This window comes from uncultured Boseongicola sp. (assembly GCF_937988555.1).
Lineage (GTDB): Bacteria > Pseudomonadota > Alphaproteobacteria > Rhodobacterales > Rhodobacteraceae > Boseongicola.
Genome location: NZ_CALJXO010000165.1, coordinates 1 through 14,118 on the forward strand (window position 1 = coordinate 1; position 14,118 = coordinate 14,118).

At 56.7% G+C, this 14,118-nt stretch carries 16 protein-coding genes, 1 other RNA gene and 2 pseudogenes; 8 read left to right on the forward strand and 11 right to left on the reverse strand.

Annotation, left to right across the window (positions count from 1 at the left end):
* A partial coding sequence (locus Q1B15_RS08960) for a TraR/DksA C4-type zinc finger protein (protein ID WP_299753157.1) occupies positions 1 to 229 on the forward strand: 229 nt, incomplete at its 5' end.
* Positions 230 to 297: 68 nt separating this feature from the next.
* Here Q1B15_RS08960 and Q1B15_RS08965 read toward each other — a convergent pair.
* The 6 genes and pseudogenes from Q1B15_RS08965 to fabF all read right to left on the reverse strand — a co-directional run bounded on the left by Q1B15_RS08965 (position 298) and on the right by fabF (position 4,639).
* Entirely contained in the window at positions 298 to 498 is a 201-nt protein-coding gene (locus Q1B15_RS08965; RefSeq protein WP_299753158.1) for a hypothetical protein, read from the reverse strand.
* A gap of 155 nt (positions 499 to 653) precedes the next feature.
* A complete protein-coding gene (locus Q1B15_RS08970) occupies positions 654 to 1,001 on the reverse strand; it encodes a hypothetical protein (RefSeq protein WP_299753160.1) in 348 nt (115 codons plus the stop codon).
* Positions 979 to 1,311: pseudogene (locus Q1B15_RS08975) on the reverse strand (glycoside hydrolase TIM-barrel-like domain-containing protein); the annotation flags it as partial. The pseudogene Q1B15_RS08975 and the gene Q1B15_RS08970, both read right to left, overlap by 23 nt.
* A pseudogene (locus Q1B15_RS08980) lies at positions 1,291 to 1,644 on the reverse strand (terminase family protein); the annotation flags it as partial. The pseudogenes Q1B15_RS08980 and Q1B15_RS08975, both read right to left, overlap by 21 nt.
* A gap of 578 nt (positions 1,645 to 2,222) precedes the next feature.
* Positions 2,223 to 3,377, reverse strand: coding sequence for an endolytic transglycosylase MltG (gene mltG / locus Q1B15_RS08985; protein WP_299753162.1), 1,155 nt, complete (start codon positions 3,375 to 3,377; stop codon positions 2,223 to 2,225).
* Positions 3,377 to 4,639, reverse strand: coding sequence for a beta-ketoacyl-ACP synthase II (gene fabF, locus Q1B15_RS08990; RefSeq protein WP_299753164.1), 1,263 nt, complete (start codon positions 4,637 to 4,639; stop codon positions 3,377 to 3,379). Before fabF ends, mltG begins: the two co-directional genes overlap by 1 nt.
* Before the next feature lie 171 nt (positions 4,640 to 4,810).
* On the opposite strand from fabF, the gene Q1B15_RS08995 reads away from it, so the two are divergent.
* Positions 4,811 to 5,155: a hypothetical protein gene (locus Q1B15_RS08995; RefSeq protein ID WP_299753166.1), complete on the forward strand. Its 345-nt coding sequence runs from the start codon at positions 4,811 to 4,813 to the stop codon at positions 5,153 to 5,155.
* The gene (locus Q1B15_RS09000; RefSeq protein WP_299753168.1) at positions 5,110 to 5,592 is read left to right on the forward strand and encodes a hypothetical protein; all 483 of its coding nucleotides are present in this window, start codon (positions 5,110 to 5,112) and stop codon (positions 5,590 to 5,592) included. Before Q1B15_RS08995 ends, Q1B15_RS09000 begins: the two co-directional genes overlap by 46 nt.
* A gap of 174 nt (positions 5,593 to 5,766) precedes the next feature.
* On the opposite strand, the gene Q1B15_RS09005 is transcribed toward Q1B15_RS09000, so the two are convergent.
* The 5 genes from Q1B15_RS09005 to acuI all read right to left on the reverse strand — a co-directional run bounded on the left by Q1B15_RS09005 (position 5,767) and on the right by acuI (position 10,169).
* Positions 5,767 to 6,000, reverse strand: a complete 234-nt coding sequence (locus Q1B15_RS09005; protein ID WP_299753170.1) for an acyl carrier protein — start codon at positions 5,998 to 6,000, stop codon at positions 5,767 to 5,769.
* Between the two features lie 159 nt (positions 6,001 to 6,159).
* The gene (fabG, locus tag Q1B15_RS09010; protein ID WP_299753172.1) at positions 6,160 to 6,897 is read right to left on the reverse strand and encodes a 3-oxoacyl-[acyl-carrier-protein] reductase; all 738 of its coding nucleotides are present in this window, start codon (positions 6,895 to 6,897) and stop codon (positions 6,160 to 6,162) included.
* A gap of 73 nt (positions 6,898 to 6,970) precedes the next feature.
* Complete coding sequence (gene fabD / locus Q1B15_RS09015; protein ID WP_299753174.1) at positions 6,971 to 7,915, reverse strand: ACP S-malonyltransferase; 945 nt, start codon at positions 7,913 to 7,915, stop codon at positions 6,971 to 6,973.
* A gap of 736 nt (positions 7,916 to 8,651) precedes the next feature.
* Positions 8,652 to 8,903, reverse strand: a complete 252-nt coding sequence (locus Q1B15_RS09020; protein ID WP_299753176.1) for a hypothetical protein — start codon at positions 8,901 to 8,903, stop codon at positions 8,652 to 8,654.
* A gap of 279 nt (positions 8,904 to 9,182) precedes the next feature.
* Entirely contained in the window at positions 9,183 to 10,169 is a 987-nt protein-coding gene (gene acuI, locus Q1B15_RS09025; RefSeq protein WP_299753178.1) for an acryloyl-CoA reductase, read from the reverse strand.
* A gap of 338 nt (positions 10,170 to 10,507) precedes the next feature.
* Here acuI and Q1B15_RS09030 point away from each other — a divergent pair, with 338 nt between their 5' ends.
* The 5 genes from Q1B15_RS09030 (at position 10,508) to Q1B15_RS09050 (ending at position 14,035) form a co-directional block, all read left to right on the forward strand.
* The gene (locus Q1B15_RS09030; RefSeq protein WP_299753180.1) at positions 10,508 to 10,858 is read left to right on the forward strand and encodes a DUF4345 family protein; all 351 of its coding nucleotides are present in this window, start codon (positions 10,508 to 10,510) and stop codon (positions 10,856 to 10,858) included.
* Positions 10,859 to 10,923: 65 nt separating this feature from the next.
* Positions 10,924 to 11,277: a transfer-messenger RNA gene (gene ssrA / locus Q1B15_RS09035) on the forward strand.
* Between the two features lie 166 nt (positions 11,278 to 11,443).
* Positions 11,444 to 12,244, forward strand: a complete 801-nt coding sequence (locus Q1B15_RS09040; protein WP_299753182.1) for a chromate resistance protein ChrB domain-containing protein — start codon at positions 11,444 to 11,446, stop codon at positions 12,242 to 12,244.
* The gene (gene chrA, locus Q1B15_RS09045) at positions 12,244 to 13,494 is read left to right on the forward strand and encodes a chromate efflux transporter (protein ID WP_299753184.1); all 1,251 of its coding nucleotides are present in this window, start codon (positions 12,244 to 12,246) and stop codon (positions 13,492 to 13,494) included. The genes Q1B15_RS09040 and chrA overlap by 1 nt, the downstream gene beginning before the upstream one ends.
* Before the next feature lie 76 nt (positions 13,495 to 13,570).
* Entirely contained in the window at positions 13,571 to 14,035 is a 465-nt protein-coding gene (locus tag Q1B15_RS09050; RefSeq protein ID WP_299753186.1) for a ClpXP protease specificity-enhancing factor SspB, read from the forward strand.
* Positions 14,036 to 14,118: the final 83 nt, after the last annotated feature.

Consider the following 14,118-nt stretch of genomic DNA (forward strand, 5'->3'; position numbering starts at 1 on the left):
CGACGAGCCCATCGGCCGTCTGAGCCGAATGGACGCCATGCAGCGTCAGGCCATGGCGCAAGCCACCGCACGTCGACGCGCCGGGCGACGGCACCGAATTATCGCTGCTTTGAAACGCTTGGAAGAGGGAGAGTTTGGCCACTGCCAGGATTGCGGAGACGACATTGCAGCCGGTCGGATTGTGTTGGACCCGACCGTCAATCTGTGTCTGTCCTGCGCAAATGGCTGACGCGGACGATGCCCGCGGCGGCGTCCGCGTCAGCAAAACGCACGGCAAGGCGAAACATGCCCGTGCCGTCAAAAATCGCCGCCGGTTGCGGTCAAAAGAAGGTCCGCCGCATAGTCCGGAAGCAGGGTTCCCGTAATCCCACGCGCCCAGGCGCCCGCTCGGACGCCGATCCCGCTGACATATCTGTTTGCCCTGCCCACCACGCCATTCTCAAAGCCGCTAGCTCCACCGATGTCCGAAATTTCTCCCCCTAGGCCGTACACCGTCATCGTTCTTGGTCGTCAGCGCCAACCACGCGTTAGCCGTCTGATCTGCCGTCACATAAAGCCACGAGAGCCGCGTCACGGGCGGCTCTCTCAGTATCGTCCACCGACCCGCACCCGAACCTGATAGGCCTCGGTCACCTCGCCCAATGGTGTATCGCTCAAATCCCAAGGATCGCCGTCAACGCGCGATTTCCGTTCCATGACACCGCAACATCGCCCGCCCCGGTGCGCGCCCACGACAAATGAGCCGGCTGATAGGGCCTCAGCCCGACACCCTTGGCCGCATGCTCAAGCGTTCGACACGCGGGGTGATCCACGGCCTTTGACACTGATCCAACCCGATAGACGCACGCAAAATCGCGCTGCACCGGCGAGATCGGCAGCTGCACGGCGCTTGTGTCCAGCACGACAAGCACCGATCCGACTGGCCAGACATCAGGAATGGCACCGTCCGTGCCGCGCTGACCGCGAAGAGAAACGGTCCTACAACCAATGCCCGCGCGCATAGTTCTCACCATCACTCCAAAGCGCCGAAGTCCCCGGAAAATGCGGAAAGAGCCGCATGTCACATGCCCAGACAAACATCCGATCGGGATTGACCATCTTGCCCGCATAAAGCGTGGCTTCCGGGTTGTCGTCCGGTTCTCTCCAGAACTCCGCCATGGCCCGCAGATATTGCATCTGAATAACCTAATCGCGCCCGCCGTTTGAATACTTTGGCAACGCGCCATCTGACGGCTTCCGATCAAGAAGTTTGTTGGGCTGATCGGTCGCTCTATCAATAGCCCAACAGCCGATTTCATCGATCCATGCCGCATCAAACTGCGGTCCTCGAAGGCCCTCGAAATCATGCGTAGAAAAAACCTGCGCGACCGCTTCGTTTGGCCAAACCAACCGACGCCTCGCAGCCTCCCCCAGACCGGCTTTCGATACTCAGGCGAACAAATAAGAATATCGTTTTCCCGAAGCACAATCACATCGCGCGCCTGATTCAAGGTCTCCCCAACTAAGGCCACGCGCTTCGAGCGCCAAGGCTGCAAAGGCTCCGAGCCTTCAACCTCGGCGCGGACCCCCAAGAATCAACCAAGTGCGCCAGTCACCCCCGAGCGGCAACTGATGCGGCAAGGCCCTCGCGACATCGCCAAGCAGGTTTACTCAGAAACGTCTTCTGGGCCTCAGGCGTCGCGATTGCGATCAAGCCTGCGCCCAAGGTCGTTGCGGATCGCGTCGAAATTATGGGGCTTTTTTGAAAAGACCCTGCCAGAAATCTGGAAACGTTTGTCATTCGTCAGAATCTCTTGGGATCACTGTCGCGCGGGTTTTTGCAAATATCACTCTGGCGCTTGGAGTATCGGTCTCGTCCAGCGGCTCTGCTGCGCGCATCTGTCCCGTTGCCGTAACGAACGCCACAAGCAAATCGCGCAGGATCCGCTCACTCTGCTAGAGAAGCCGACGCGATGCATCGGCTCCGGTCTGCCGGTGGGGTCATCGGTCATGACGGGGTCCTGTCTATTTGGGAAATGCGGCAGGCAGTTCTGGTTAAAACGCACAACGGGATATCCGCGAGCCGCGCTCTGCCACCTATCCTATCTTGCTTCTAGGTATACCCAAGATCGCGCAAAGCGTTAACTCTAAGTTATTGATGTAATTACATAATTCCGAGACGTGCAATTATCAAAAGGGTATTTTTGGTGCCCGGACGGATAAACTCCCAAGTAGTCAACGCGCTACTGGTTCACCCGCTCCGCTTCGATCTTGCGCCACTGCGCAACATTGGCGTTATGCTCGGCCAGCGTCACAGCAAACGCATGCCCGCCCGTCCCATCTGCTACAAAGAAAATGTAGTCCGTATCATCGGGATCAAGCGCCGCCTGAATGCTCGCAAGCCCCGGATTCGCAATCGGAGTCGGCGGCAACCCAGAAATCACATATGTATTCCACGGAGTTTCACGCCGCAGCTCGCTCTGCCGGATACCGCGCCCCAAAACTCCCTCACCTCGCGTGATCCCGTAAATCACCGTCGGGTCCGTCTGCAGCCGAATGCCCTGTCGCAACCGATTGGCAAACACGCTTGCCACAACGCCACGCTCGTCCGGCACGGATGTCTCTTTCTCAATGATCGAGGCCAGGATCAACGCCTCCTCAGGCGTGTCCACCGGCGCATCCTCAGCTCGGTTCTCCCAGGCTTCCGTCAACCGTATCGACTGAATAGCGACCATCGAATTCAGGAACTCCGCCCGATCCTGCCCCAGGCGCACCTCGTAACCATCCGGCGCCAACGTCCCCTCAGCCGGAACATCTGCAACCTCGCCCTCGAACAAATCAAACGCCCGGATCGCATCCACGACCTGCCAGCTGGTCACGCCTTCCGCGATCACCACGCGATACCGTGTTGCCACATCGTCCAATGCGCTCACATAAGACATGGGTCGCTCATCCGCCGCCGGATCAAACTCCGCCGTTATCTCAAACTCCTGCGTGGACGCATCCAACTCGCGCACCCGCACAGTCTTTGAATTCACCGAAATCCGGTAAATCACTTCCGTGCCACAGGTCGACACCCCATCGCCGGTGATCTCGTCCACAATCTGCGCCATCGACGCGCCCTCTTGAATAAGGAAAGACCCCGCCTTCAGATCATTGGCCTTCTCGGAATAGTCAGCCCCCAGCCGGTAAATCGTCGCGTTTGCAATCGCACCCTTCTCAGACAGACTCGACGCCACACGCCGCATATTGCTGCCCGGAGTAACTTGAAAACAAATCGCGTCGTTCAAAGGCCCAACGGCCTCATATTGCCGCTGCGCCCATGTAAGCCCGCCAAACGCCACGACAAGCGCAACAATCATCAATGTCAGAACATTGGACGCGAGATTGCGCCACATCAGACGTCAACCCGGCCCATAACCAGCGAAGCATTCGTGCCGCCAAACCCAAACGAGTTCGACAAAGCCACGTTGATCTTCCGCTCGCGTTTCGCATTCGGCGCCAAATCCAGCTTCGGCTCGACCGCCGGGTCATCCAGATTGATCGTCGGCGGCGCCACCTGATCGCGCATAGCAAGCACGCAGAAGATAGCCTCTACCGACCCCGCAGCCCCCAAAAGGTGACCAATCGACGATTTAGTCGACGACATCGTGGCCGCAGCCGCCGCATCGCCCATCACACGCTCAACCGCGCCAAGCTCAATAGTATCCGCCATCGTCGACGTGCCGTGAGCATTGATGTAATCAATATCCGCCCCCGAAAGCTTGGCCGAGCGCAAAGCCGCGCGCATAGCACGCTCCCCGCCCTCGCCAGTCTCGGAAGGTGCGGTGATGTGATACGCATCGCCCGACAAACCATAGCCCAAAATCTCGGCGTAAATCTTCGCCCCGCGTGCCTTCGCGTGCTCGTATTCTTCCAACACAACAATGCCCGCACCTTCGCCCATGACAAAACCGTCCCGATCCACATCATAGGGCCGCGACGCTTTGGTCGGATCATCGCCGCGCTTTGTCGAAAGCGCCTTACAAGCGTTAAACCCGGCGATGCCTATCTCGCAAATCGGGCTTTCGGCCCCACCGGCCACCATCACATCCGCGTCGTCCAGCATGATAAGACGTGCCGCATCGCCGATGGCGTGTGCCCCTGTAGAACAGGCCGTCACTACCGCATGGTTCGGCCCCTTAAAGCCAAACCGGATCGACACCTGCCCCGACACAAGATTTATTAGTGAACCCGGAATAAAGAACGGCGAGACCCGACGGGGGCCGCGTTCTTTCAGCAAGATCGCGGTCTCGGCAATCGACTGCAAACCACCGATGCCAGACCCAATCATGACACCGGTGCGCTCAAGGCTTTCGGTGTCCGTTGGCGCCCAACCAGAATCCGTCACAGCCTGAACCGCAGCGGCCATCCCGTAAATGATGAAATCGTCGACCTTACGCTGGTCTTTCGGCTCCATCCAGTCATCAGGATTGAACGTCCCGTCCGACCCATCGCCGCGCGGGATTTCGCACGCATAGGTTGTGCCCAGGTGGCTCGCATCAAAACGCGAAATCGGTCCCGCGCCAGACTGACCGTCAAGAATACGGCTCCACGTTTCCTCAACACCACATGCAAGTGGCGTTACCATTCCTAGTCCTGTGACGACGACCCGACGCATGCGTGTTCTCCGGTTCTCAATGCCATTGCAAAACTCATACACGGCGCGCGAAAGGCGCGCAATCAAGCCGCGCATCTACCCGCCAATATCAAAGACAAAGCCCGCGTTAAGACGAAAAAACCCACCGCCCTAAACGGCAGGCCGTTGACCCCGCACCCTAAGATTGCCCCCATGCCATCGTTCCATCTAAAGCGTCTTCCCGCCACACTTCTGGTCAGCTATCTCGCAGGGGGCTCTGCGCTCGCTTGCGAGGCGGCGCGCGAACTTTCGGGATTTGGCAAGCTTTACGATCAGCTCCTGAAAACCCAAAGCCAAAGTTATTGGCAAACCAATGGCACCGCGCTTTCCGCAAATTTACACTCCACCGACGCAATTGCACTTGGCCGGGGCTTTGGGACCGAAGGCGCCTTGGCCGACATCACCCGCGTCTCTTGCCTGCTCTGCGAAGCCTTAGCCGTGTTAAATGCCGCATGGATCAACCGCGACAGCATACGTCCCGAACCGCTGAAAACCTGAACTACGTGGACCGACTTGTGGCCTCAACCGGCTGCGATATCGAGCCGATCAATGTGACGCAATCTGGCGATGATGCTGCCGAAACGTCGGCCAGTGACCGCGACGCGGTTGCGACAAAAGACAATCCGTCCAAGACTCGATTGGCACGCCCTGCGCTGGCATTGGCCATTTTTTTGCCGATCTTTGCAGGTGTCGGCACGGCCGGAGCCACCCAGTTTCTGCGTGGCCGCGCGCCTACGATCGGGCGCGCCAAACGCATGTTCAGACGCCCTGTGATCATTCCGGTCCTTGTATCTAAACAAAACAACGCGCCCGAAATGGCTGGTGCGGTGGATATCTCACGAGGCGGCGTGAAGCTCTTATGGAAACGTGAGGCTCTATTGGAGGAACGCCCCGTCTGTAGGCGCAGCTCTCGCCATTGGTTTTGGCGAGATTAATTGTGCAGCTCGGATAATCTGGTCGAATACCTATTTTGCAGGTGCCAAATTCGATAGCCTGCTGTCCCCGGAAGACCTGAACTCCGCCCTCAACCGAAACAACAACCTTCGAGACTGGCAAACGAAAAACGGCGCCCCGAAGGACGCCGCTCATAATCTTCAGAAAGCTGCGGTTTAAGCGGCTTCTTTTATGAATTTCACTGCATCGCCAAAGCTCTGAATGGTTTCTGCGGCGTCATCAGGAATTTCGATCCCGAATTCTTCTTCGAACGCCATAACCAGCTCAACGGTATCAAGGCTGTCAGCGCCCAGATCATCGATGAACGATGCGTTCTCAACGACTTTAGCTTCTTCAACGCCTAGATGCTCGACGACGATCTTGCGCGTGCGATCTTCAATGTCGCTCATGTCAGTTCCTCACATTCTTTCGGGGTCTCGGCCCGACTATTGATAATTTCGCCGTTTGAAAGGCGAGTGAGCCGGACATTCTAAGCCCCGACCAAGATGAGCGTCCGCTATATCAAATCCCCGTGAAAGGCAAATAATATAATGTGGCGCCACAGCCAGCTATAACATGGCCATTCCGCCATTCACATGCAACGTCGCACCAGTAATATATCCCGCTTCCGCGCTCGCCAAATACACCACAGCCGACGCAATCTCATCCGCCTCGCCCATCCGACCCATCGGGACTTGCGTCAAAATAGCTCCCTTCTGATCGTCGCTCAGCCTGTCGGTCATAGCAGTCGTAATGAACCCCGGAGCCACGCAATTCACGGTAATGCCACGGCTCGCCACTTCATAGGCCAATGACTTCGACATGCCGACCAATCCCGCCTTTGAGGCCGCATAATTCGCCTGCCCCGGATTTCCCGTCGCGCCAACCACAGAGGTGATATTTACAATCCGCCCCCAGCGCGCCTTCATCATGCCCCGCACGACCCCCTTCGCCAGAACCATCGCCGACGTCAGGTTCACCTGCAAAACGCTGGACCATTCCTCATCCGACATGCGCATGAACAAATTGTCCCGCGTGATGCCTGCATTGTTCACCAGAATATCGACCGAGCCCATGGCCTCTACAGCCGCCTTCGGCAATGCCGCCACCGCCTCCGGATCGCTCAGATTGCACGGCAAAAGATGCGCGCGCGCGCCCAATTCCGCTGCCAAAGCCTCCAACGACTCGACCCGCGTACCCGACAGCCCCACAACAGCGCCACGCGCATGCAGTCCCCGCGCAATTGCCGCGCCGATACCGCCAGAGGCGCCGGTGACCAAAGCCGCCCGTCCGCTCAAATCAAACATGTTCCTGCCCTTCTTCTTGTTCTTCGTTCATATTTTTTCTGAGGGAAGACGGCGCTTCCCAGAAATCGCCCGTCTAGCCCTTCAAAGCCTCAACCGCCGCCACGACATCGCCGGATGTCCCAACAGTCCGCGTCTTCGCTTCAATGGCAATCCGACGGATCATGCCCGACAAAGCTTTGCCCGCACCGATTTCCCAAAACGCCGTCACACCACCCTCACCGGCCATCCACTCCACGCTCTCGCGCCAGCGCACCGCCTGCGTGACCTGCTCCACCAACAGCGACGCAATATCAGTCGCATCGCTGCAAGGGCGCGCCAAAACATTCACGACCACAGGCACCCTCAAATAATTCATATCGACATCGCCCAACGCTGCCGCCATCTCGCGGGCCGCAGGCTCCATTAGTTCGCAATGAAACGGGGCCGACACCGGAAGCATCAACGCCCGCTTAGCGCCGCGCTCCTTGGCCAAAACCGCAGCTCGCTCGACAGCTGCCTTATGTCCCGAAACCACCACTTGAGCCGGATCGTTATCATTCGCCACCGCGCAAACTTCTCCCTCAGCCGCATCGGCCGCAACGCCGCGCACTGCCTCAATATCAAGCCCCAGGATCGCCGCCATCGCCCCGACACCAACGGGAACAGCCGCCTGCATCGCGAGCCCACGCCGCCTAAGCAGTTTTGCCGTATCCGCCACCGAAAACGCCCCGGCAGCACACAACGCAGAATACTCGCCCAACGAATGCCCTGCCACGAACGACACATCCGCTATCGACACGCCTTCGACCTCCAAGGCCCGCAAAGCGGCAATCGAGGTCGCCATCAACGCAGGTTGCGCGTTCTGCGTCAGGGTCAAAGCCTCCTGTTCCCCTTCCCAGATCAGCGTCGACAAATTCTCGCCTAACGCTTCGTCAACTTCATCGAAAACCGCGCGAGCTGCCGGGTAAGCCTCTGCCAGATCGCGCCCCATCCCAATGGTTTGCGCACCCTGTCCCGGAAATACAAATGCCAAGCTCATGAAGGTCCCCTTCCTGTTTTCTTTGGTCTAAGGGCCACAAGGATCACGTGCAAGCCGCGTACATGGCTCATCCCGCGTGAAACCCCGGACAAAATCGTTTCGCAAAACGACAACCCACCCAGGCGTTAACAGGTACATTTAGCATTTTTCCGGGGAAACATGATTTTCAACTCAACAACCAAAGCAACGCGGCGCCGTTCCGCTTTCGCACTCACCGCCTGTGGTGGCAGCAGCGGCGCATAGATAGTCCCAGTTATTGCAAGCAAGGAGATCATTTCCCTGGCCAACTAAGTCGGCAAAACATTTCCGATCCGCTATGCAGCGGCCAACTTCGATACCAGTACGCTTGAACGCAAAACGGGCGCGGTACGTTTCATAAGAAAAACCGAACTCGAGGTCATGATCAATGGCGTAAATGAAATTGTAATAGAAGATGAACCGGGCGATTTCTTCGGTCCAACGCTTTTGCCGACGCCACCATTGTCTCCCCGGCACTCACATTAGTGTCTGCTAATGATTTTATTTCAAAGGACTACGCCGGCTTCCTCGGCTTCGAAACAGCGATTGCAGATATGCCCACAGAAAACCTCTTTTTCTACGGCGCCATAACCTCCGCAAAGTGTTCCTGTCCGACGGCATAATTACCGGAAGCGATACCGGCGACACTTATTTGACCGTTAACTTCGACACCCTCAACGTGACGGGCGAACTTCATTTCTCAGAGGTTGCTCTGTGTTTAATCACCAACGGTCGCATTTCGGACAATGGAATCACCGGCGGCGTGTCGACCTAGAATATCAGCGCAACGCTCAATGAAACCACCGATGATGCTGTTGACGGCGTGTTCCTTGGCACCGATACAAGTCTCTCTTCTGGCTCCAATGAAGGGACAGCCAATATTGATGGAGAGATAATTGACTTCGTTGGTGTCTTTACGGGCATCAAATCTGCGCCACTTAAACGCCCAACGCAACGATCCGATCTGCATGGTAAATGCGCTGCAGACGGGCCAATAACGTTTCGGCGCGTGTTTTAACTTTTAACTTGCGCCGTAACTGCGTGCATTAGAACGCCTATATCGACGCTAAACATCTTACCCTTCTTTACCGCGCGGTCCAAAATACGCAGAATTGGCGGTGGTTTTGCGCGCAGGCACCAACGCGATACCGACGTTGGGTTTTCCACCCCATCCTCATAAAAAAACGGCGTTTATCTTTGAAGGCGTTGCGCGCAACGCCCTCTCGGGCGCGCGCTGCGTTAACCTTTCTCAGGCATTCACATCCACCACGACCCGGCCCTTGACCTGACCTTTCAGAATATCCGCCCCCAGTTTCGGCAAGTCCTCAAGCGTCGCAGGCTGGATCATCGCTTCCAGCTTGTCCATCGGCAGGTCCTTCGCAACCCGCTCCCAGGCCCGCACGCGATTCTCGAAAGGCTGCATCACGCTGTCGATCCCCAAAAGGTTCACACCGCGAAGAAGGAAAGGAATAACCGTCGCAGGTAAACCAGCACCGCCCGAAAGACCCACGGCAGAAACCGAAGCACCATATTTCATCTGTCCCAGAACCCGCGCCAGCATCGCACCACCAACAGCGTCAACGCAACCAGCCCAAACCTCTGCTTCCAAGGGTCTTTTCACAGTCTCGCTCAGCTCTTCACGCGCCACAATGCGGGTTGCGCCAAGGCTTTTCAGATAGTCAGCGGTCTCGGGACGCCCCGTCACGCCCGCAACCTCATAGCCCAGATTGGCCAGGATCGCCGTCGCCACAGACCCCACGCCACCGGACGCGCCGGTCACCAAAACCTCACCGTTGCCCGGCTTCATTCCGTGATCTTCAAGCGCCATCACCGCAAGCATCGCCGTAAACCCGGCAGTGCCAACTGCCATCGAAGCCCGCGTCGTCAAGCCTGTCGGCAAAGGCACAAGCCAGTCCGCTTTCACGCGTGCTTTTTCGGCATATCCGCCCCAATACGCCTCGCCCACGCGCCAGCCCGTCAACACAACTTTGTCGCCCGCTGCATAGCGCGGATCGTCAGACGCCTCGACAGTCCCGGCAAAATCAACGCCCGGCACATGCGGATAATTTCGCACCAGCCCACCGCCGGGCCCAATGCATAAACCGTCCTTATAATTAACGGTCGAGTACTCAACCGCAACGGTCACTTCGCCGTCAGGCAAACGCGCCTCGTCGATCTCTTGGACAGACGCCGAGGTCTTGCCTTCATCATCTTTCTCAACAATCAGCGCTCTCATCGCGGCGTCCTTTTCATATTTTGCAAGCGGTTGATGCCAAACAACGAAAGGCAGTGGCATCCTGCGCAGACTATGCATTCCCTATGCCATATGCGCCATATCTTATGGCGCGGCCAGTTCAGACTTATGTCCACCGCATGCAGCACACGCCAAACCCAATGCCCCCGCAAGTTTTTCTGGACAGTCCTTAGAGCTTACCTTGGCAAAAATCATTAAAAACCATTGCTTTAGGAGAAAGTAGTCAATTTCTTTTGTAACATGCGGAAATCGGCATGATCCAATCGAGACCGCTTAGCGTAAATATTATCAGACACTCAAGTGAAACGGCAGGCTTACACATGATCGACATCGTCAACATCTTGCTCGCGCTCTTCGGTGTTGGTCTAGGGGCAATTGGCTGGCTCATGCCTCGCTACACCATGAAACTTCTCGATATGGCACCCACCAAGTCAACCATGGGTCTGTCCGAAATCCGCGCAGCCTCAGGCGCGCTCTTTATCGGACTTGGCCTTGGCGCAATTGTGTTGAACACGCCGTTCGCCTTCGCAATGGTTGGCTTCGCTTGGGGTGGGGCAGCAATAGGGCGCCTTACATCGCTTATTGTCGACGGAGACGCGGCTCGCCAGAAGACCACATTCTTTGTGATCGAAGCGGCAGTGGCTGCTACGCTTCTTGGGATCAACCTCTGATCTGGTGGCCGTGCCAGAATATCTGGTCTTTGCATTGAAGTCATTTGAACAGGCGTTTGAAACACGCCCTTCCAAAACCTCACCAGACTCCCTATATCAGTAGTGTCCCGGCAACGGGACTATGGACATAAACGCGCTCGTAATAAGCGGTTCGGACCCGGGGGCGGTACCCGGCGTCTCCACCAAACATCCTTCATTTGGGGATCATGGGGACGAAATAGGATCGACGGACGTCTAAAGGGGTTTTGCTTTGTCTCGGTGAGGTACCACCGATATCGGTCCATTAAAGCTAGTTGCAAATGACAACAAAGCTCCAATGGCGATGGCTGCGTAAGCAGCTTGAACTATTGAAAATTAAGTCCTTGGGCTTAGCAGCTTAAGGCGGGGCCTGCCGGAGCCTGGCAACAGAATCCGGCACCTTTCCCCAATTTCCGAAGGCACTTGGCATCAAAAGCCTGTACAAAAAAATATCGCTCCCTTGCCTTCCCCATCCTCTTAAGTTTAGGTTTCTCCATGGGGTTCGCGAACGCCCCGTGAGGCGTAAGCCCAAGCGTCGCATCCACTACTCGTTAGAGAGGATGCACCGTGCCTTCCCCAACCGAATTCACCGTTACGCAACTGAGGCGACCGATCCGAACTCGGGACTGTCCGCTCATTGTAGATATATCCATTGATCACGACCCACACCTGATCCCCGGAGCTTTTCGCCATCCACACACAGATGTGGACGGGCTCAAAGCCCTAATAAATGGCGGGGACCGCATCATCACCTGTCAGCAAGCGATCAAGCTATGCCAGAGACTTGTCGCGTGGGTGCGCGGCGACGGCAGCGTCGCCCCGTACCTTCAGGGAGGAAACTATGCCTGGCGTGACGCGATCGATACAATTCGCATTCCTGCAAGTGCCATTCCCGCTTTCGTCGATAAGGCCACTCTATGGCTGACGCGACATCGCCCAAAGATCGACCGAATAGCCTGCCCTTGGCTCATTCGTCGATTTGTCGATCGCAAAACCCAGTTTCTCTTTGTCTCGGCCGTCGAAGTCATGGGAGGCGCCGAGCGTTATGGACCCACCCCATTTGATATCGAAGGCGTCGCATTCTCGCATCACGGGCAAGGCAGCACATTTGACGCGATGCTCGATAGGTTTCATCTTCATTTATCCGCCCTGGATCGGTTGGCGCGCATCGTACGCGCCACAGATACAAACCGTCACAACGACGCGCCGGAGGCCGCGGGGTTGCTCGCGCTGTCCGCCGGCCTTTCGCGTCAATACAAAGACGATCAACAGCAGAAAGAGGCTGGAATGGCGATCTATGACGCGCTTTGTCGCTGGGCACGTGACGGGCAAAACGAAGGTCATGCCTGGCCCCAGGAACGCCGCTGATGCAGCCAGACTACAGACAGCTGTTTCGCGTCTTCGGTCGAATCGGCATCTATTCTTTCGGAGGTCCCGCAGCGCAGATTGCGTTGATGCATCGCGAGTTGGTGGACGACAACCGCTGGCTCTCCGAAAAGGACTTTCTCGGCGCGCTGTCGTTTTGCATGCTTTTACCGGGACCTGAAGCAATGCAACTTGCAACCTACTCGGGCTGGCGACTGTGCGGTGTTCCAGGCGGATTGATCGCAGGTCTTTTGTTTATCCTTCCGGGCGCTGCAGTCATGTTCGCGCTTGCAACCATCTACGCGATATTCGGCAATGTGCCGTTGGTCGACGCGGCGTTTCTTGGCGTGCAGGCCACTGTCGTGGCCATCGTGCTGGAAGCTCTTTTCAAAGTCTCCAAACGCGCCCTGAAACAAGTTGACCACTGGATAATCGCAGGCCTCGCCTTCGTTGCAATCTTCGCCTTTCAGCTGCCGTTCCCTCTGATCTTGGCAATCGCGGCACTCTGGGGCTTCGTGACCGCGAAGCAGGCACAAGCCGCTGAAAGCCAATCGCATATTCCCTCCAAGACCGCAAAAACCATAGCGATCTGGCTGGCTCTCTGGGCGGTGCCTTTTATAATCCTTTTTGCCTTCGATGCTCAGTTCCTGACCGACGTCGCCCTGTTTTTCTCAAAACTGGCCATTGTAACATTTGGCGGGGCATATGCCGTTCTCGCCTATATGACGCAAACCGTTGTCTCGGAATTCGGCTGGATTTCGACCGATCAGATGATGGATGGCCTGGGCCTCGCCGAAACAACACCCGGCCCGCTTATCCTGGTCACTCAGTTCGTTGCCTTTCAAGCAGCGTATCAACAGTTTGGCCTTGGACAGGCGTTCATAGCAGGGGTCATCACGCTTTGGGTCACTTTCGTGCCGTGCTTTCTATGGATTTTTGCGGGCGCCCCTTTTGTAGGTCGTCTCACGGCAAACAAACGTCTCGCAGGCGCGCTATCTGCGATCACCGCATGCGTTGTCGGCGTGATTTTGAACCTGTCGCTTTGGTTCGCAGCACATGTGGTGTTTCAAACCATCGACACCGCACGTTTTGGGCCGATTTCCGTCATCGCCCCGGATCCGTCGTCCATTGATCTTGTCGCCGCAGCTATTGGGATCATCGGAGCGTTTATGCTTTTTGTGTTCCATGAAGGCCTTGGACGCACGTTGATTTCAGGCGCGCTCTTGGGCCTTTGTGCCGGTCTCGTTTTTTGACGGTATCAAATCGCGAACAACACCTTTTCATCGGGTCCGAATCTTTTATGCTGTCGTCAGAATGCAAGGAGACGGCATGACGCGCATCATCGATTACGGCAACCTGATGCACCGCGCGATGCGTGGGCTTATTCAGAACGTGCTAAATGATGTCTCCGAGCATGGCCTGCCTGGCCAGCACCACTTTTTCATTACCTTTGACACGATGCACCCGGACGTCGAGATAGCGGATTGGCTCAGTGATCGCTATCCCGACGAAATGACGGTTGTCATGCAGCACTGGTTCGACAATCTAGACGTCACCAACGAAGGCTTTTCGATCACGCTGAATTTCGGCGATTCGCCTGAGCCGCTCTACATCCCTTACGATGCGATCCGCACTTTCGTAGACCCTTCGGTCGAATTTGGCCTCAGATTCGAAGCGCAGGATGAGGACGACGACGCAAAAGAAAGCCCAGGGACAGAAACTGATCCCGATCCGGAAACAAAAGACGCCGAAGGGGCCGCCGAAATCGTCAGCCTCGACAGTTTCCGGAAATAGTCCGCCGTATTTTCGCCGCAATTTCTTCGGTCTGACGCCATGATTGGCAGCCAATCTCCGTGCATTAACCCCGGGGAGGCCTC